The following is an 18,359-nucleotide window of genomic DNA, read 5'->3' as shown; positions in this document are numbered from 1 at the left end:
CGCGCTCAGCGGCGGCGCGCCGGCTCCTCGGGCGCCGTCAGGTCGATGAGCCGGCACACCGTCTCGATGTCGATCTTCACCTGGGCGATCGAGGCACGCCCCGACAGCCAGGTGATCAGGGCCGAGTGCCAGGTGTGCTCGATGACGCGGACGGCGGAGAGCTGCTGCGGCGTCGGGTCCTCCAGACCCATCGCGTCCAGGATGATCATCGTCGTCTGCCGGGAGACCTGGTCCACCTCGGGGGAGACGCTGCGGTCCGCGAACGTCAGCGCGCGCACCATCGCGTCCGCCAGATGCGGCTCGCGCTGCAGGGCGCGGAACGCCCGCATCAGGGTCTCCGCGACCCGCTCGGCCGCCGTCGCGCCCTGCGGCGGCTTCTTGCGCAGCGTGCCGTGCATGTGCTCCAACTGCGCCTGCATCGTGGCGACCAGCAGATGCACCTTGGACGGGAAGTAGCGGTACAGCGTGCCGAGCGCCACCTGGGAGGACTCCGCGACCTCGCGCATCTGCACGGCGTCGAAGCCGCCCCGGCTCGCGAGCTGCGCGCTGGCGTGCAGGATGCGTCGGCGGCGGGCCTCCTGCCGCTCGGTGAGAGCCGGTGAGGAGGGGCTCGCGCTACTGACTTCCGCAGGCATGGATCCCGTTCCGTGACAGTCGGTGAGGGTGGGTGACCGGACAGAGCATGCCAGGGCTCGGTCGTGGCGTGAATCACCTGATCCATCGCTCACAGCGGCGCTACCTGCCGGTAGATTCAGAGCCTCCTGAACGATCAAGTCTGAAACTTGTTCTAGATTAGCGTCCCGGCGTAACCTCGCGGGACAGAGCAGGGAGAGAGGGGCCCGGAGTGACCGCTGAGGCCAGGGAGGCCGGGTCCCCGAAGGACCTTGCCGCCGACGGCGGGCGACCGCTCGACATCGCGCTCCTCACCTACAAGGGGAACCCGTTCTGCGGCGGTCAGGGCGTCTACGTCCGCCACCTCTCCCGCGAACTCGCCCGCCTCGGCCACCGCGTCGAGGTCATCGGCTCCCAGCCCTACCCCGTCCTCGACGAACACGAGGACTACGCGGGCCGGCTGACGCTCACCGAGCTGCCCAGCCTCGACCTGTACCGCCAGCCCGACCCCTTCCGCACGCCGAGGCGCGACGAGTACCGCGACTGGGTCGACGCGCTGGAGGTGGCGACGATGTGGACCGGCGGCTTTCCCGAACCGCTGACGTTCTCGCTGCGCGCCCGCCGCCTGCTGCGCGCCCGCCGCGGCGACTTCGACGTCGTGCACGACAACCAGACCCTCGGCTACGGCCTCCTGGGCGACGTCGGCGCCCCCCTCGTCACCACCATCCACCACCCCATCACCGTGGACCGCCGGCTGGAGCTGGACGCCGCCACCACCTGGCAGCGCCGGGCCTCGGTGCGCCGCTGGTACGCCTTCACCCGGATGCAGAAGCGCGTCGCGCGCCGCCTGCCGTCCGTCCTCACCGTCTCCGGCACCTCCCGCCAGGAGATCGTCGACGACCTCGGCGTACGGCAGGACCGCATCCACGTCGTCCACATCGGCGCCGACACCGACCTGTTCAGGCCGGATCCCTCGGTGCGCCGGGTGCCGGGCCGGATAGTGACGACGTCCAGCGCCGACGTACCGCTGAAGGGCCTGGTGTTCCTCGTCGAGGCGCTCGCCAAGGTCCGCACCGAACATCCCGGGGCCCATCTGGTCGTCGTCGGCAAGCGCCCCACCGAGGGCCCGGTCGCCCAGGCCGTCGAGCGCTACGGCCTCGAGGGCGCCGTCGACTTCGTCAAGGGCATCTCCGACGCCGAACTCGTCGACCTGGTCCGCTCGGCCGAGGTCGCCTGCGTGCCGTCGCTGTACGAGGGCTTCTCGCTCCCCGCCGCCGAGGCCATGGCCACCGGCACCCCCCTGGTCGCCACGACCGGCGGGGCGATCCCCGAGGTCGCCGGACGCGACGGCGAGACCTGCCTCGCGGTGCCGCCCGGCGACTCCGGGGCGCTGGCCGCCGGCCTCACCCGGCTGCTCGGCGACACCGCACTGCGCGACCGGCTCGGAGCGGCCGGACGCGAGCGGGTGCTCGCGCACTTCACCTGGGCCAAGGCGGCCGAGGGCACGGTGGCCCGCTACCGCGAGGCGATCGCCGCCGGCCGGCACCCGCGCGGACCCCGCGCCACGGCCGTGGACAGCGCCCCGGCCGGCGCCCCCCTCCACTCCACGACCCCACCCGTCTCCGCCACGAGCTCCCCCCTCGTCGAAGGCGCCGACACCGAAAGCAGGGCCACGTGCTGACCGTCGACTTCTCCCGGTTCCCGCTCGCCCCGGGCGACCGCGTTCTGGACCTCGGCTGCGGTGCCGGACGGCACGCGTTCGAGTGCTACCGGCGCGGCGCCCAGGTCGTCGCGCTGGACCAGAACGGCGAGGAGATCCGCGAGGTCGCGAAGTGGTTCGCGGCGATGAAGGAGGCCGGCGAGGCCCCCGAGGGCGCCACCGCCACCGCCATGGAGGGCGACGCCCTCGCGCTGCCCTTCCCGGACGAGTCCTTCGACGTCGTGATCATCTCCGAGGTCATGGAGGACATCCCCGACGACAAGGGCGTCCTCGCCGAGATGGTCCGGATCCTCAAGCCGGGCGGCCGTATCGCGATCACCGTGCCGCGCTACGGCCCGGAGAAGGTCTGCTGGACGCTGTCCGACGCCTACCACGAGGTCGAGGGCGGCCACATCCGCATCTACAAGGCGGACGAGCTGCTCGCGAAGATCCGCGAGGCGGGCCTCAGGCCCTACGGCACCCACCACGCCCACGCCCTGCACTCCCCGTACTGGTGGCTGAAGTGCGCGTTCGGCGTCGACAACGACAAGGCTCTGCCCGTGCGGGCGTACCACAAGCTCCTCGTCTGGGACATCATGAAGAAGCCGCTGGCCACCCGGGTCGCCGAGCAGGCGCTGAACCCGCTGATCGGCAAGAGCTTCGTGGCGTACGCGACCAAGCCGCACCTGCCCCGGGTGGACGCGCGGTGACCACTCCCCGGACAGAACACCTCGTCCTGCCCGGGGTCCTCACCGCCGAGCAGGCCGCCGCGACCGTGGCCGGCATCCTCGCGGTACAGCGGGAGGACGGGGCGATCCCGTGGTTCCGCGGACACCACCTCGACCCGTGGGACCACGTCGAGGCCGCCATGGCGCTGGACGCCGCCGGAGAACACACGGCGGCCGAGCGGGCGTACACGTGGCTCGCCGAGCATCAGAACGACGACGGTTCCTGGTACGCCGCCTACCGGGACGGCGCCCACGACGACGTCACCGACACCGGGCGCGAGACCAACTTCGTCGCCTACATAGCCGTGGGCGTCTGGCACCACTACCTGTCCACGGGCGACGACACGTTCCTGGACCGCATGTGGCCCACCGTGTACGCGGCGATCGAGTTCGTCCTCGAACTCCAGCAGCCCGGCGGGCAGATCGGCTGGCGGCGCGACGACGACGGCACCTCGGTGCGGGACGCCCTGCTCACCGGCTCCTCGTCGATCCACCACGCGCTGCGGTGCGCGCTGGCCGTCGCCGAGCAGCGGGAGGAACCCCAGCCGGACTGGGAACTCGCCGCGGGCGCGCTGCGGCACGCCATCCGCCGGCACCCCGAGCGGTTCCTCGACAAGAACCGCTACTCGATGGACTGGTACTACCCGGTGCTCGGCGGGGCGCTCACCGGCGCCGAGGCCGAAGCCCGGATGCGAGAAGGCTGGGGCCGGTTCGTCGTGCCCGGACTCGGGGTGCGCTGCGTCGTGCCCAACCCGTGGGTCACCGGCGGCGAGTCCGCCGAACTCGCCCTCGCACTCTGGGCGATGGGCGAGTCCGACCGCGCGCTGGAGATCCTCCAGTCCATCCAGCATCTGCGGGACGCAGACAGCGGGCTGTACTGGACCGGGTACGTCTTCGAGGACGACGCCATCTGGCCGCGTGAACTGACCACATGGACCGCCGGATCCGTCCTGCTGGCCGTCGCCGCGCTCGGCGGGCACGAGGCCACCTGCGCGGTGTTCGGCGGGGACCGCCTGCCGGCCGGCCTGGACCCGGACTGCTGCTGACCGCCGGGGCCGGGTGTCAGTGGCGGTGCACCCGGCCGGCGATGGCGTGGCCGATGAACAGATAGACCACCGCGGCCAGGCCGTACCCGGCGACCACGCGGGCCCACTCCTCGTCGAAGGTGAACAGATCGTGCGACCAGCCCGCCAGCCAGCGGGCGGCGTCATGGACGAACTGCACGAAGTCGTTGCCGGGGTTGGCCCCCAGCAGATACATGAGGATCCACAGGCCCAGGATGAGGGCCATGACATCGGCGACGATCGCAATGACCGTGCCGGCCTGTGACGCACCGTTGCGATATCGAGGGGACATGCATCTCGCTTGACCCCGGAACCGCGAACGAAACCCGGCCACCGGCTATGAGTTGAGTTCGGCCAGCACGCGCAGGGTCCGCCGGTCCGGGGCCAGCGCCAGCAGGTCCGTCACCGGGCCCTTGCGCCACAACTCCAGCCGCTCGGCGATGCGTTCACGCGGCCCGACCAGGGAGATCTCGTCGGCGAACGCGTCCGGCACCGCCTGTACGGCCTCCGCCCTGCGCCCCGCCAGGAACAGCCGCTGGACACGCCGGGCCTCCTCCTCGTACCCCATGCGCGCCATCAGGTCGGCGTGGAAGTTGTGGGCCGCGTGGCCCATGCCGCCGATGTAGAAGCCGAGCATGGCCTTCACCGGGAGCAGGCCCTCGGACACGTCGTCACAGACGTGGACCCGGGCCAGCGGCGCGACCCGGAACCCGGACGGCAGATCGCGCACCGCGTCGCCGTACACCTCGGGCCGGCCCGGCGCCCAGTACAACGGCAGCCAGCCGTCCGCGATCCGCACGGTCTGCGCCACGTTCCTCGGCCCCTCGGCGCCCAGCAGGACGGGCAGTTCGCGGCGGAGCGGATGGGTGATGGACTTCAGCGCCCTGCCCAGACCGGTGGCGTCCGGCCCCCGGTAGGGGTGCGTGTGGAACCGCCCGTCCAGCTCGACCGGCGCCTCGCGCCGCAGCACCTGCCGTACGACGTCGACGTACTCGCGGGTCGCGGTGAGCGGCGAGGCGGGGAACGGCCGCCCGTACCATCCCTCCACCACCTGCGGCCCCGACAGCCCGAGCCCCAGCAGCACCCGCCCGCCCGAGAGATGGTCCAGGGTCAGGGCGTGCATGGCGGTCGCCGTCGGGGAGCGGGCCGCCATCTGCGCCACCGCCGTCCCCAGCCCGATCCGCGAGGTGCGCGCGGCGATCCAGGTCAGCGGTGTGAAGGCGTCGGAGCCCCAGGACTCCGCCGTCCACACCGTGGCGTAGCCGAGCCGCTCGGCCTCCTCGGCGAGCGGTACATGGTCGGCGGAGGGGCCGCGGCCCCAGTAACCGAGAGCGAGCCCGAGCCGCATGCCAGCCTCCTGACGGTGCGTCAGTCAAGAGGCGAGGGTACGGCAACGGCCCCCCACCCGGAAGGGCGAGGGGCCGTCGTACGACGTGCTGACTCAGCCGCGCTGGATGCCGCTCGTGTCCTGGAGGACACCACGACGGCCGTCCTGCGTCTGCGCGACCAGGGCCGCGCCGCGCTGCTCGACGGCCAGGTACCAGGTGCCCGGCGCCAGTTCGGCGATCGCATTGGGCGAGCCGTCCTCCGCGAAGAGGGGACGCGCCACCGGCACGGCGAACCAGAACGGGGAGAAGTCACCGGCGGGCGCGGGCGCCTGCGGCTGACCGCCACCGAACGGCGGCTGCTGCTGCGCCGGCGCACCCGGGTAGCCGTAACCGGCCTGCGGCTGACCGCCGTACGGCTGCGGCGCGGCCGGCCGAGGCGCGGGCACGAGCCCGGCCTGCAGCGCCGGCACGAGCGGCGTCGCGATGGCGGCACCTGCGAGGATGAGGGCGGCGAGGAAGCCGAGGATGAGGCCGGCCGCCGCGCTGGCGCGGTCCGGCACGTCCACCAGCGACCAGAACATGGCCCACGCCGTCAGGATGGCGAAGCCCGTGCCGACGGTGCCGAGATCGAGACCGGCGACCTTGCGCGGCTGGGGGAGAAGGCGGTTCACGACGATCAGCGCGGCGCCGATGACTCCGCCCATGTACACGCCGAGGCCGAGCCCGAGGGAGTCCCACGCGTTCTGGTCCACGTCGAACCCGGAGACGGAGTAGAGGTCCAGGAACGACGCGATGAACAGCAATACCGCTGCTCCGATCACCACGCCGTCGCCTCGAGTGAGGGAGCGGATATTCACTTCAGATCCTTCGTCAGTCGTCTCAACATCGGCATCGCTGGAGGCGTCGCTGTCACCATGTCGCCGTCTGGCCCCGGTGTGAAGCGCGGGGGTGGCCCCTCATCGTAAGGACGACCTTATCGTCCGTCCGACGAAGCTGTCCGCCGGGATCAACTCCCGGACCACTACCCTCGCAGGAAACTCACGATTCCCTCAGAGATTCCCTGCGCCGCCTTCTGGCGCCAGGCGCCGCTGGTGAGCAGTGCCGCGTCCTTGCTATCGCGCATGTTGCCGCACTCGATGAAAACCTTGGGAACCGTTGACAGATTGAGACCGCCCAGGTCCTGACGTGTGACGAGACCGGTTCCGCCGCCCACATAGTCGGAGGGTGCGCTTCCGGTCACGCGGACGAAGGCGCCCGCGACGCGCTCGCCGAGGGCGCGCGACGGGGCCACGATCGGGCCGGTGTCGGCGGCGCCCTTCGCCACCTTGCCGGGGAGGATGACATGGAAGCCGCGCTGTCCGGCGCCCGCGCCGTCGGCGTGGATCGAGACGACGGCGTCGGCCTTCGCCTTGTTGCCGATCTCGGCCCGCTCGTCCACGCACGGGCCCCACGGGCGGTCGCCGTCCTGGGTGAACTTCACCGTGGCGCCCTGCTTCTCCAGCAGCGCGCGCATCCGCCGGGCCACATCGAGCGTGAACTCCGCCTCCGCGTAACCGGCGTTGGTGGACGTCCCCGTCGTGTCGCACTCCTTGCGGTTCGTGCCGATGTCCACCTGACGGTTGATCTCGGACGTGTGCCGGAAGTTGCCGGGGTTGTGGCCCGGGTCGATGACGACGACCTTGCCCGCGAGCGGCTCCGCGCCGGAGGGGGAGGGTGCCGGGCTCGGCTTCTCGTCGTCCTGGGTGGAGGACGCCGTCGGCGGTGTGGTCGCCGGCGGCGTACGGACCGCCGTGTTCCCGGAGCCGCCTCCGCCGTCGCCCACCGTCGCGTACACCAGCCAGCCGAGCAGCGCCCCGGGTACGAGGGCGGTGGCGGCCACGGTCAGGGCGCGGCGACGGCCGCGGCGCGGCTGCGGAGGGTCGAAGTCCGGTCCGAGATATGACACGCCTGCCACCTTACGGGCCGGGTACGAGCCGCGCCGTCGAGGGACCTCAGATGCCGTCACCCGTCCGCCGCAGCACCCGCAGGGAGTCCGTCGCCGACACCTCCGTGAAGGCGCCGGAGGCCAGAGCCCGCAGGTAGACGCGGTACGGGGCCTGGCCGGTGAACTCGTCGGCCGGCTCGGGGAACACGTCGTGGATCACGAGCAGACCGCCCTCGGCGACATGCGGGGCCCAGCCCTCGTAGTCGGCGTTGGCGTGCTCGTCGGTGTGACCTCCGTCGACGAAGACAAGACCGAGGGGCGTGCCCCACACCTTCGCGACCTGCGGGGAACGGCCCACCAGCGCGACCACGTGCTCCTCCAGGCCCGCCCGGTGCAGGGTGCGGCGGAACGTCGGCAGGGTGTCCATCAGACCCAGCTCGGGGTCGACGGTCGCCGGGTCGTGGTACTCCCAGCCGGGCTGCTGCTCCTCGCTGCCGCGGTGGTGGTCGACCGTGAGGGCCGTCACCCCGGCCGCGCGGGCCGCGTCGGCGAGCAGGATCGTGGAGCGCCCGCAGTAGGTGCCGACCTCCAGCAGGGGGAGCCCGAGCCGTCCGGCCTCGACGGCCGCCGCGTACAGCGCCAGGCCCTCACCCGTGGGCATGAAGCCCTTCGCGGCCTCGAAGGCGGCCAGGATGTCGGGCTTGGGGGCGGGGGCCATGGGGGTCCTCTCCGTCGTACGACCGTATGGGCGCCCATGGTGCACCACACCCCCCGTCACCTGGGCGACGGGGGGTGCGGGCGGGCCGGGGAGGCGGGCGTCAGGCGGTGACCGTCTCGCCCGGCAGGGCGAGGTCGACGTCCACCGCGCCGTCCTCGCCGGGATGCGTGGCCGCCGAGGCGAGGGGGGCGTGCCCGTCGGCGCGGGCGGCCAGGACGTACGCGCCGCGCGTGGGGACCGCAAGGGCGTAGCTGCCGTCGTCGTCGGAGAGGGTGGCGCCGGCCTGCCGGCCGCGGCGGTCGATCAGCGTGACCTTGGCGCGGGCGACCGGGGTGCCGGCGGCGTCCAGGACGCGGCCGCGGAAGCCGTGCAGGGCCTCCTCGGCGCGCTGCAGATTGGCGTCCTCCTCGCTGCTGGCGCGCAGCTGCGGGTGGCCGGACGGCCGCTGCCGGGGCAGGAGCAGGGCGAACGCGAGGCCGAGGACGACGGCGCCGGTCGCGATCAGGAAGGACAGCCGGAAGCCGTGCATCGTCGGGACCGCCACCCCGCCGACGTCGTTCGCGGTGTTCGCCAGCACCATGCCGATGACCGCGCTGGACACGGAGGTGCCGATGGACCGCATCAGGGTGTTCAGGCCGTTCGCCGCGCCCGTCTCCGAGACCGGCACCGCCCCGACGATCAGGGCCGGCAGGGACGAGTACGCCAGGCCGATGCCGGCGCCGAGGACCACCGAGATCACCAGGCTCTGCCACGCGGCGCTCATCAGGCCGAGACCGGCGCCGTAGCCGATCGCGATGATCAGCATGCCGAGGATGAGCGTGGTCTTGGGGCCGTACCGGGCCGACAGCCGGGCGTAGACGGGGGCCGTCACCATCATCGTCAGGCCGAGCGGGGCGACGAGGAGGCCCGCGACGACCATCGACTGGCCGAGGCCGTAGCCGGTCGACTCCGGCAGCTGGAGCAGCTGGGGGAGGACCAGCGAGACGACGTAGAAGCTGACGCCGACCATGATCGACGCGAGGTTGGTGAAGAGGACGGCCGGACGGGCGGTGGTGCGCAGGTCGACCAGCGGCGCCTTGGTGCGCAGCTCGTACACGCCCCACAGCAGCAGGACGGCGGCGGCCGCGCCGAACAGCCCGAGGGTCATGCCGGAGCTCCAGCCCCAGTCGCTGCCCTTGGTGATCGGCAGCAGGAAGAGGACCAGACCCGCGGACAGGCCGAGCGCGCCGGGGAGGTCGAAGGTGCCCTCCGCGCGGACCTCGGACTCGGGGACGACCAGCAGGGTCAGGGCGATGGAGAGGACGCCGAGGGCGGCGGCGCCGTAGAAGAGGGCGTGCCAGTTCGCGTGCTGCGCGACCAGGGCCGCGGCCGGCAGCGCCAGACCGCCGCCGACACCGATCGAGGAGCTCATCAGGGCCATCGCCGAGCCGAGCCGCTCGCGGGGCAGCATGTCCCGCATCAGGCCGATGCCGAGCGGGATGGCGCCCATCGCGAAGCCCTGGAGGGTACGGCCGACGATCATCGGCAGCAGGGCGCTCGTCACGGCGCTGAGCAGGGCACCGGCCACCATCACGGTGAGGCTGGCTATCAGCATCCGCCGCTTGCCGAAGAGGTCGCCGAGGCGGCCCATGATCGGGGTGGCCACGGCTCCCGAGAGCAGGGTCGAGGTCAGCACCCAGGTGGCGTTGCTGGGCGTGGTGTCCAGCAGCTGCGGCAGGTCCTTGATCACCGGGACGAGCAGGGTCTGCATCACCGCGACCACGATGCCCGCGAAGGCCAGGACGGGGACCACGGCCCCGGAAGTGGTTCTGCCGGCGCGCCGCTCGATGGTCGTGTGTGTCATGTGTAGACCGAACTCCGTCTGCCAGGGCAACTATTCCGATGCTTTGGCACACTAACGAAATCTTGACCTTCTCTTGGGGAAGGGGGCGCGGATCTTGGGGAGGAGGGGCTGCGGACGCCGCGCGGGCACGGGCTGCGAGCCCTTACGGAAGGGCTGCGAAAATCCGTGCCGGGCGGGAGGCAACGGTCCGGGGGGCTCATGGACTCCTTTGGGCATCAAGGAGGTGCCCATGGGGGATCGCAAGGCGGTCCGGGACGCGGAGTTCCAGAGCTTCGTCACCAGTCGCTGGCCACGCCTGCTGCGGACGGCTTTTCTCCTCACCGGCGAGCAGCACGCCGCGGAGGACCTGACACAGACGACGCTGGAACAGGCGTATGTCGCCTGGCGCCGGGTGGGGGCGGCCGACGACCCGGAAGCGTATGTACGGCGCGTGATGATCAACGCCCACGCGCGAAGACACCGACGGCGGCTCAGGGAGTTCCTCGCGCCGAAGAACGACACGGGCCTGGCCCGCGAGGTGCCGGACACCGGCGACCGTATCGCCCAGGCCGACGACCGTGGCGCCCTGCTGGCGGCGCTGGCGCAGCTGCCGCCCCGGCAGCGGGAGGCCGTCGTCCTGCGCTACTGGGAGGACCTGACCGAGACGCAGACGGCCGAGGCGATGGGCTGCTCCGTCGGCGCCGTGAAGAGCAACGCGGCCAAGGGCATCGCGAAACTCCGCGCCCTGCCGGGACTGGCGGAGATGGTCACGCAGGGAGGGCGGAGCCGATGAGCGCGAAGCGGGAGAGCAAGCGCGAGGCCGGGCAGGCGACGAGGCGGGAGACGAACCACTACATGTCGATCGACGGCCTGACCGTGCACGACCCGGGGGACTCCGGCCGCCCGGCCTCGGACATCGCCCTGCTGCTGGCCGATGCCGCGGACGGCGTCGAGATCGGCACGGCCCCCTACGACGAGGTCGTGCGCGGCGGACGGCGCCGCAGGGGCCGCCGCTGGGCCGCGGCCTCGGCGACCGCCCTGGCCCTGGTCGCCTCGGCCGGCACCCTCGCGGTGACGGGGCTGCCCGCCGGGGGCGGCTCCGGGGACACCTCGGTGGCCACGAACCCCGCGCCGCCGCCCACACCCCCCGGCCCGGACGTGCGCACGCCCTCGCGGTCGGTGCTCGCGAGCGGCACCGACCACGGGAAGCGGTGGCGGGTCCTCGTCGACCTCTGGGACGCCCCGCGCACCGAGCGCCAGGCCGACACCCAGCTCGCCGCGATGCGCTCCTTCGGGCAGCGGCCGGCGAACGTGGCCGACGCCGCCGACCTCGTCGGCCGCAGCACCTACTTCGTGCTGCGCGAGAACGGAAAGGCGGGCACGGCCCGCGTCGTCAGCGAGGGTGCGTTCACGGACGGGCCCGCCTCGTCCGGCGAGGACATCGAGGCGGTGGCGATGCCGCTGATGCCTGGAGCGAAGGACGCCGAGGGCGCGCAACGGCTGGTCGTCGGCAGGGTCGCCCTGGACGCCCGGAAGGTCACCTGCACCTGGAAGGACGGGACGACGACCGAGGTGCCGTCGTTCTTCGAGGCGGCCGGCGGGGCCACCCCCACGAAGTCGGTCGACATGGGCAGCGAGAACCCGTTGATCCGGGTGGTGGACGGCTCACCGGTGGCCTGGTTCGCGTGCGTGGCTCCCGAGGGCACGGCGTTCAAGTCCGTGGCGGTCACCAAGTAGGGGCGGTCACCAAGCAGGGCGGACGGGAGCGGGGGTACGGCGCCGTGGGTCACAGCCACCCCTGCTGCCGTGCCTCCCGCAGTGCCTCCGTGCGGTTGCGGGTGCCCGTCTTGCCGATGGCGGAGGACAGATAGTTGCGGACCGTCGACTCCGACAGGTGCAGCCGGGCCGACACGTCGGCGACCGTCGCGCCGTCCGAGGAGGCGTTCAGCACGTCGCGCTCCCGTGCGGTGAGCGGGTTGGGGCCCGCGCTGAGGGCGGCCGCTGCGAGGGCCGGATCGATCACCGTCTCACCGGTCAGCACCCGGCGGACGGCGACCGCCAGTTCCTCGACGGGACCGTCCTTCACCAGGAAGCCGGCGGCACCGGCCTCCATGGCCCGCCGCAGATAGCCGGGGCGGGCGAACGTCGTCAGGATCAGCACCCGGCAGTCCGGCACCTGCTCGCGCAGTTCGGCGGCGGCGTCCAGGCCGCTCAGGCCCGGCAGCTCGATGTCGAGGAGAGCCACGTCGGGGCGGTGCGTCTGGGCGGCGTCCACGATCGCGTCACCGGCCGCCACCTGCGCCACCACCTCGATGTCCGGCTCCATCCCGAGCAGTAGGGCGAGCGCCCCGCGCATCATGCCCTGGTCCTCGGCGAGCAGCACCCGGATGTGTTTCCCGGGCCGACGGTCCGGCGGCATCTCGTTCACGGGGTCAGCGTAGGGCGGTGGGGAGGGGGCGGCACCGGGTGTGACGGGTTCAGTACGCCGGGCGTCCGGCGGCGAGGGGGACGCCGTCCGTGCCCGGCTCCTCCATGGCGTCCGCCGCCTCCGCCGGAAGTTCCGCCGTCACCACGAAGCCGCCGCGCTCCGGTCCGGCGGTGAGCGTGCCCCCGGCGGCGGCCAGACGCTCGGCGAGCCCTCGCAGTCCGGTGCCGCCGCTGGTCCGGAGCCGGTCGCCGCCGCCGCTGGACGAGGACAGGCCGCCGCCGCCGTCGTCCGTCACCGTCACCCGCGCCCGCTCACCGTCACCGCTCACCGCGATCTCGCAACGGCTCGCCCCGCTGTGCCGGACGACGTTCGTGGCCGCCTCCCGGACCACCCACCCCAGCAGGGCCTCCGTCTGCGGGGCGAGCGGCGGCCCGGAGCGGCGTACGACCGGTTCCACGCCCGCCGCCCGCAGCGCGGAGGCCGCGCCGTCGATCTCCCGGCTCAGGCTGCCCTGCCGGTACCCGGTCACGGCCTCGCGGATCTCCGTGAGCGCCTGACGGCCGACGGACTCGATGTCGACGAGCTGCGCCTGGGCGGCGTCCACGTCCCGGGTGGTCAGCCGCCGGGCCGCCTCCGCCTTCACCACGATCACCGACAGCGTGTGCCCGAGGAGGTCGTGCAGATCGCGGGAGAAGCGCAGCCGCTCCTGTTCGACGGCCCGGTGCGCCAGTTCCTCGCGGGCCGCGCGCAACTGCCGTACGGCGTCGGAGAGGGAGAGGATCGCCGCCGTCACCATGGTGGAGATCCAGGTGGCGTAGGCGATGCCGAGCCCGTCCCAGCCGTCGCGGGAGACGGCCACCGCGCCGGCCAGCACACCCAGGGCCGCCCCGGCCAGGCGCAGGTGCGGGAAGCGCACGGCCGCGCCGGTGGCAAGACCGAGCAGGGGGAAGAACAGCAGCCAGGTGCCGCCGTAGGCCAGGGCGAGGGCGCAGGTGACCCCGGTCATGAGCACCAGGGCCACCCTGGTCGAGGGCGCCTCCCGCGTCTGCCGTGTGAACGAGCGGAACGTGACATAGATGTAGAGCGAGTTGAACGTCAGCAGTCCCAGCCCGCCGAGCAAGGGGTCCGCGGCGTCGCCCCCGAAGACGTTCGACAGGGAGCCCATGCCCAGGAGGAGCCACGGCAGCAGGCTGAAGCCGTTGGGTGCCCGCTCCTCCCCGGCGGCGCACGCGACCTTGTGGTGCTTGAACAGCCAGGCCATGTCCCTGTCCCCTGTCGCCGACGTCCGGTGGCATCGACGGTACGGACTCGGGCGGCCGTCCGGCAGGGGCGTGTGTCCGGCGTCCGGCAGGACAGAAGTCCCGCCGACTGTCGGCTGACACATCGTCAGGAGTCTTCACAAGTGCCGTGGCCTCGGCTATACAGGGGTCGCCGTACTGGAACGCGTTCTACGTCAACGTCCGCGACGAACGGGTTCCACGGCCCCGTGACGACCTCGGTGCGGCCGACGGTGCGGACGGCCGTACCGAGGTCTCGACCCACCCGCACGACCTCAGCCGCAGGACCGCACCCGCCGTCACTTCAGGAGCCGTATGCCCATCGACGCCGCCAAGGCCCTCGCCGCCCCGCCCCGGACCGGCGAGATCTCCTGGAACTCCAAGGACGTCCAGCTCTACCACCTCGGCATCGGCGCCGGAGGCCCCGCCACCGACCCCGACGAACTGCGCTACACCCTGGAGTCGCGGCTGCACGTGCTGCCCAGCTTCGCGACCGTCGCCGGGTCCGGGGCGCCGGGCGTCATCGGCGGACTGTCCATGCCCGGCATCGAGGTCGACCTCGCCCGTGTCCTGCACGGCGGCCAGCACCTCACCGTCCACCGGCCCCTGCCGACCGACGGCACGGCCACCGCCACCCACCGGATCGCCGGCCTGCACGACAAGGGGAAGGCGGCCGTCCTGGTGCTGCGCACCGACGTCGCGGACGCCGACGGGCCGCTGTGGACCAACGACGCCGAGATCTTCATCCGCGGCGAGGGCGGCTTCGGCGGCGACCGGGGCCCGTCGGTCCGGCTCGAACCCCCCGCCGGGGAACCGGACCTGGCCCTCGAACGGCCCGTCCGCGAGGACCAGGCGCTGCTCTACCGCCTCTCCGGCGACTGGAACCCGCTGCACGCCGACCCCGAGTTCGCCGAGCGCGCCGGGTTCGACCGCCCGATCCTGCACGGGCTGTGCACCTACGGCATCACGCTCAAGGCGGTCGTCGACACCCTCCTCGACGGCGATGTGACCCGCGTGCGCTCCTACCGCACCCGTTTCGCCGGTGTCGTCCATCCGGGCGAGACCCTCCGCATCCGCGCCTGGTCCGGCGAGGGTTCCGTACGCGTCGCCGTGAGCGCCGCCGACCGCGCCGACGCCCCCGTCCTCACCGACACGATCGTCGAACACACCTGACCCGCACGCCACATCCGCCCGCCCGAGGGGAGCCGCACCATGCGCGCAGCCGTCCTGCACGAGACCGGCCAGGACAAGCTCGACGTCCTCGACGACGTCGAGGCGGTGGGCTTCGGCCCCGGCAAGGTGAGGGTCCGGGTCCGGGCCACCGGGCTGTGCCACTCGGATCTCTCCGCGATGTCCGGGGTGCTGCCCCAGCCCGCGCCCTTCGTCCCCGGGCACGAGGGCGCCGGGGAGATCCTCGAGGTCGGGGAGGGCGTGCGCGGCCTGCAGCCCGGCGACCGGGTCGTCCTGTGCTGGCTGCCCGCCTGCGGCGCCTGCCCGGCGTGCCGGCGCGGCCAGACCGAGCTGTGCCTGGCCGGGTTCATGAACGCGGGCACCCCCAACTTCAAGCGGTCCGGCGGTGACGTCTTCGGCTTCGCCGGCACCGGCACCTTCGCCGAGGAGGTCGTCGTCGACGCCGGCTGCGCGGTGCCCATCCCCGACGACGTGCCCTTCGACATCGCCGCGCTGATCGGCTGCGGGGTCACCACCGGGCTCGGCGCGGCGCTCAACACCGCCGATCTGGAGGCCGGTTCGTCGGTCGCCGTCATCGGCTGCGGGGGCGTCGGCGTCTCCGCGATCCAGGGCGCGCGGCTGAAGGGCGCCGCCGAGATCGTCGCCGTGGACCCGGTCCCCGCACGCCGCGAGGCCGCGCTGCGGTTCGGGGCCACCCGGGCCGTGGCCCCGGACGGACTGGCCGACGCCAAGCAGCAGGTCACGGCGGGCGAGGGCTTCGACTACGTCTTCGAGGTCGTCGGCAGGTCGGCCACGGCCCGCACGGCGTACGAGTCGACGCGGCGCGGCGGCACCCTGGTGATCGTCGGCGCGGGCGCCATGGACGACGTCCTCCAGCTCAACATGTTCGAGCTGTTCTTCGACGAGAAGCGCATCCTGCCGTCCCTGTACGGCGGCGGCGACGTACTGCGGTCGTACGAACGGGCGATCGCGCTGTGGCGGGCGGGCCGTATCGACCTCGCGGGCCTGATCACCCACCGGGTCCCGCTGTCCGGGATCAACGAGGCGCTGGAACAGATGCGCACCGGCAGCGCGCTGCGGACCTGCATCGAGATCTGAACTCAGGGAGATCCGAACCCACGGGCTGCGAAGGGGCGTCGATGGCACTGCCACTGGAGGGGCGCACGGCGATCGTCACGGGCGCGGGCCGCGGCCTGGGCCGCGCCGAGGCACGTGAACTGGCCCGGCTGGGCGCGGCCGTCGTCGTCAACGACTACGGGCAGCCCGGCCGGGACGGCACCGGCGCCGCGTCGGCCGGGCCCGCCGAGGAGGTCGCCGCCAAGATCCGTGCGGCGGGCGGCCGGGCCGTCGCCCACACCGGGGACGTCGCCGACTTCGGCCGGGCGGGCGGGCTGGTCGCCATGGCCCTCGCCGAGTTCGGCTCGCTGGACATCCTCGTCAACAACGCGGGCATCCTGCGCGACCGCATGGTCTTCTCCATGGCCGAGGAGGAGTGGGACTCGGTGATCCGGGTCCATCTCAAGGGCCACTTCAACACGGTCCGCCATGCCGCCGCCCACTGGCGGGAGCGGGCCAAGGCGACGGGCGCGCCGGTGTACGGGCGGATCGTGAACACCTCCTCGGAGGCGTTCCTCGCCGGGTCCGCCGGGCAGCCCAACTACGCGGCGGCGAAGGGCGGGATCGTCGGGCTCACCACGTCGTCCGCGCTCGCGCTCGGCAAGTACGGCGTCACCGTCAACGCCATCTGCCCACGCGCCCGCACCCGGATGACCGAGGACGTCTTCGCGGGGCTCGCCCCGCCCGAGGAGGGGCTCGACCCGCTCGCGCCCGAGCATGTCGCCCCGCTCGTCGGCTATCTGGCGTCCCCGGCCGCCGCCGGGATCACCGGGCAACTGCTCGTCGTCCACGGCGGCATGGTGGCCGTCGTCGAACGGCCCAGGGTGGCGGCCGTGTTCGACAGCAAGCAGGAGACGTTCACCCACGACGAGCTGGACGCCCGGCTCACCGCGTACTTCGCGGACCGGCCGCCCGGCGAGACGTTCGCCGCGTCCGAGGTGCTGGGCCTGCGGCGCGGCAGGTGAAGGAAACGGACAGGGAAACGGCCCCGCTCCTCCGGGAGGAACGGGGCCGTACGCTCTGCCCGGCGCGGCGTCAGGCCGCCGACTCCGTGGCCTCGGCCGGCTTGCGGTGACGGCCGCGGGGGGCCGTCTGCTGCTCGCCCGCCGAGACGTCGCTGGCCGAGACCGGGCCCCGGTGCCGGCCGTTTCCGGCGGCCTCCTGGACCTCGGGCGACGGCTGGGTCGTGGTGGCGTTGCTCATCGGTAAGGTTCACCCCGTCAACATGATCTTTCCAACAGCCGGGTGAGTCTAACCAACCCCTGACGGGGCGGATCCAGGCAACCGCGCCGACCGCCACTACTTCGTTACAAGACCGCCCAAAGGCGCTTGCTGCAAGGGCACGGGACGGGTCGCAACGGGACCCGGAGGGTCCGTTTCCGCCGGTGAGGGCATGGGTTGCGCGCTGCGGTCCTCCGTCGCCGGGGCGGCCGGCGCCTCCACCCGCGCCACCCCGCACGGCACGTCCGCCGTGGCGTACGGCAGCCGCAGCTCGCCCTCCCGGGACCACACCCCGGCCCCCGTCAACCACCCCACGGGCGCCGCGAGATGACGCACCGCCCGCTCGGCGGGCCGCCACACCCCGACCCAGCTGCCGACCGGTCCGTCGACGCGCAGCGCGACCCCGCAGCTCTCCGGCGTCAGCACCTGCCCCGGCTGGATCGCGAACGGCGCCACCTCGCAGTCCGGCATCCGCAGCGACTCCGGGAAGCGCACCGGCAGGGTGCTGCCGACGACGCCCCAGCCGAGCCGCGGCCGCCCCGGCGAGGGGGCGTCCGAGCGGATCAGCAGCAGCCCGCTGTCCGGGTCGGCGAGCAGGACCCGGTCGTCGCTGTCCGCGGTGATCTGCAGAAGCGGCGACACCTCGCCGTCCCGCTCCAGATCGACCACGACGGCCTTCGTGCGCCCGCCGGACTCCCGGTCGAGGGCCAGCATCCGCCCCTCCCGGTCCAGCCACACCCCGCCCGAGCAGCGTCCCGGGATCTCCGCGAGCCGCACCGGCCCGAAGCCGCCGCCCGCCACCAGCCACACCGCGCTGGAGTCCCGCCCCACCGCCAGGGCGTACGCGCGCTCGCCGCCCGGCGCCGGGGGCAGCATCCGCAGCCGGGTCCCGTCGTCCGGGCACTCGACGGCGCCCAGCAGCAGCTCGCCGGTGCCGGGGCCGGTGGGGTACAGCAGGGAGAAGACATGCCGTCCGTCGGTGGGGCGGCGGACGAGGACCCGCCCGTCGCCCATCGGCTGCACCTCCGTACCCGGCTCCTCCGGCTGATGGCTGGGCAGTGGCACGGCGTAGGGCTCGGGGCCGTCCAGGGTCCAGCGCTCCGGGAACCAGCAGTCGCCGTTCAGCGCGAGGCGGGCGGCGTAGGAGCCGTCCGCGGTGATGATGCACTCCGTCCGAGGCGCGTCGCCGCTGTCGGACTCCGCCGTGGACTCGATCGCACAGGCCGTCATG

The 18,359-nt window shown here is 73.1% G+C and carries 19 protein-coding genes; 8 read left to right on the top strand and 11 right to left on the bottom strand.

The annotated features are described in order from the left end of the window. Nucleotides 1-5: 5 nt before the first annotated feature. A complete protein-coding gene (locus DC008_RS09900; RefSeq protein WP_055620712.1) occupies nucleotides 6-635 on the bottom strand; it encodes a TetR family transcriptional regulator in 630 nt (209 codons plus the stop codon). A gap of 209 nt (nucleotides 636-844) precedes the next feature. On the opposite strand from DC008_RS09900, the gene DC008_RS09895 reads away from it, so the two are divergent. The 3 genes from DC008_RS09895 to DC008_RS09885 are packed head-to-tail and all read left to right on the top strand — an operon-like array spanning nucleotide 845 to nucleotide 4,085. Then, nucleotides 845-2,293, top strand: coding sequence for a glycosyltransferase family 4 protein (locus DC008_RS09895; protein WP_108706648.1), 1,449 nt, complete (start codon nucleotides 845-847; stop codon nucleotides 2,291-2,293). Beyond that, nucleotides 2,287-3,021, top strand: a complete 735-nt coding sequence (locus tag DC008_RS09890; protein ID WP_108706647.1) for a class I SAM-dependent methyltransferase — start codon at nucleotides 2,287-2,289, stop codon at nucleotides 3,019-3,021. The genes DC008_RS09895 and DC008_RS09890 overlap by 7 nt, the downstream gene beginning before the upstream one ends. Further along, nucleotides 3,018-4,085, top strand: a complete 1,068-nt coding sequence (locus DC008_RS09885) for a prenyltransferase/squalene oxidase repeat-containing protein (protein WP_108706646.1) — start codon at nucleotides 3,018-3,020, stop codon at nucleotides 4,083-4,085. The genes DC008_RS09890 and DC008_RS09885 overlap by 4 nt, the downstream gene beginning before the upstream one ends. A 16-nt stretch (nucleotides 4,086-4,101) precedes the next feature. On the opposite strand, the gene DC008_RS09880 is transcribed toward DC008_RS09885, so the two are convergent. From DC008_RS09880 to DC008_RS09855, 6 genes are all read right to left on the bottom strand, one after another. Continuing rightward, a complete protein-coding gene (locus DC008_RS09880) occupies nucleotides 4,102-4,395 on the bottom strand; it encodes a hypothetical protein (protein WP_108706645.1) in 294 nt (97 codons plus the stop codon). A 45-nt stretch (nucleotides 4,396-4,440) separates the two neighbouring features. Then, nucleotides 4,441-5,451 carry an LLM class F420-dependent oxidoreductase gene (locus DC008_RS09875; protein WP_108706644.1) on the bottom strand — a complete coding sequence of 337 codons (1,011 nt, stop codon included), beginning with the start codon at nucleotides 5,449-5,451 and terminating at the stop codon, nucleotides 4,441-4,443. A gap of 93 nt (nucleotides 5,452-5,544) precedes the next feature. Then, complete coding sequence (locus DC008_RS09870) at nucleotides 5,545-6,255, bottom strand: hypothetical protein (RefSeq protein WP_108706643.1); 711 nt, start codon at nucleotides 6,253-6,255, stop codon at nucleotides 5,545-5,547. Between the two features lie 197 nt (nucleotides 6,256-6,452). Next, a complete protein-coding gene (locus tag DC008_RS09865) occupies nucleotides 6,453-7,376 on the bottom strand; it encodes an N-acetylmuramoyl-L-alanine amidase (RefSeq protein WP_108706642.1) in 924 nt (307 codons plus the stop codon). Between the two features lie 46 nt (nucleotides 7,377-7,422). After that, the gene (locus tag DC008_RS09860) at nucleotides 7,423-8,073 is read right to left on the bottom strand and encodes a class I SAM-dependent methyltransferase (protein ID WP_108706641.1); all 651 of its coding nucleotides are present in this window, start codon (nucleotides 8,071-8,073) and stop codon (nucleotides 7,423-7,425) included. Between the two features lie 100 nt (nucleotides 8,074-8,173). Beyond that, on the bottom strand, nucleotides 8,174-9,916 hold the full coding sequence (locus tag DC008_RS09855; protein ID WP_108706640.1) for an MFS transporter: 1,743 nt from the start codon (nucleotides 9,914-9,916) through the stop codon (nucleotides 8,174-8,176). A 229-nt stretch (nucleotides 9,917-10,145) separates the two neighbouring features. Here DC008_RS09855 and DC008_RS09850 point away from each other — a divergent pair, with 229 nt between their 5' ends. Together DC008_RS09850 and DC008_RS09845 are read left to right on the top strand one after the other, a co-directional pair. Beyond that, nucleotides 10,146-10,688 carry a SigE family RNA polymerase sigma factor gene (locus DC008_RS09850; RefSeq protein WP_108706639.1) on the top strand — a complete coding sequence of 181 codons (543 nt, stop codon included), beginning with the start codon at nucleotides 10,146-10,148 and terminating at the stop codon, nucleotides 10,686-10,688. Next, complete coding sequence (locus DC008_RS09845) at nucleotides 10,685-11,632, top strand: hypothetical protein (RefSeq protein ID WP_244221340.1); 948 nt, start codon at nucleotides 10,685-10,687, stop codon at nucleotides 11,630-11,632. Before DC008_RS09850 ends, DC008_RS09845 begins: the two co-directional genes overlap by 4 nt. 49 nt (nucleotides 11,633-11,681) lie before the next feature. Here the strand turns inward: DC008_RS09845 and DC008_RS09840 are convergent, their stop codons facing one another. Then, nucleotides 11,682-12,314 (bottom strand): response regulator transcription factor, encoded by a 633-nt coding sequence (locus tag DC008_RS09840; RefSeq protein WP_108710628.1) that lies wholly within the window; start codon nucleotides 12,312-12,314, stop codon nucleotides 11,682-11,684. Nucleotides 12,315-12,372: 58 nt separating this feature from the next. Next, complete coding sequence (locus DC008_RS09835) at nucleotides 12,373-13,584, bottom strand: sensor histidine kinase (protein WP_108706638.1); 1,212 nt, start codon at nucleotides 13,582-13,584, stop codon at nucleotides 12,373-12,375. Between the two features lie 331 nt (nucleotides 13,585-13,915). On the opposite strand from DC008_RS09835, the gene DC008_RS09830 reads away from it, so the two are divergent. From DC008_RS09830 to DC008_RS09820, 3 genes are read left to right on the top strand one after another with little or no spacing between them, the layout of a single operon-like run. After that, entirely contained in the window at nucleotides 13,916-14,773 is an 858-nt protein-coding gene (locus DC008_RS09830; RefSeq protein WP_108706637.1) for a MaoC/PaaZ C-terminal domain-containing protein, read from the top strand. Nucleotides 14,774-14,812: 39 nt separating this feature from the next. Further along, the gene (locus DC008_RS09825) at nucleotides 14,813-15,889 is read left to right on the top strand and encodes a Zn-dependent alcohol dehydrogenase (protein WP_108706636.1); all 1,077 of its coding nucleotides are present in this window, start codon (nucleotides 14,813-14,815) and stop codon (nucleotides 15,887-15,889) included. Nucleotides 15,890-15,930: 41 nt separating this feature from the next. Next, nucleotides 15,931-16,872, top strand: coding sequence for a 3-oxoacyl-ACP reductase (locus tag DC008_RS09820; RefSeq protein ID WP_108706635.1), 942 nt, complete (start codon nucleotides 15,931-15,933; stop codon nucleotides 16,870-16,872). Nucleotides 16,873-16,942: 70 nt separating this feature from the next. On the opposite strand, the gene DC008_RS35400 is transcribed toward DC008_RS09820, so the two are convergent. Both DC008_RS35400 and DC008_RS09815 read right to left on the bottom strand, forming a co-directional pair. Further along, nucleotides 16,943-17,110: a hypothetical protein gene (locus tag DC008_RS35400; protein ID WP_164492280.1), complete on the bottom strand. Its 168-nt coding sequence runs from the start codon at nucleotides 17,108-17,110 to the stop codon at nucleotides 16,943-16,945. A gap of 96 nt (nucleotides 17,111-17,206) precedes the next feature. Next, nucleotides 17,207-18,358, bottom strand: coding sequence for a hypothetical protein (locus DC008_RS09815; protein WP_108706634.1), 1,152 nt, complete (start codon nucleotides 18,356-18,358; stop codon nucleotides 17,207-17,209). Between the last annotated feature and the right edge of the window lies 1 nt (nucleotide 18,359).

Source organism: Streptomyces nigra (assembly GCF_003074055.1).
Taxonomy (GTDB): domain Bacteria; phylum Actinomycetota; class Actinomycetes; order Streptomycetales; family Streptomycetaceae; genus Streptomyces; species Streptomyces nigra.
The sequence above is the reverse complement of the archived record's forward strand: the minus strand, read 5'-3'. Positions and strand labels throughout refer to the sequence as shown.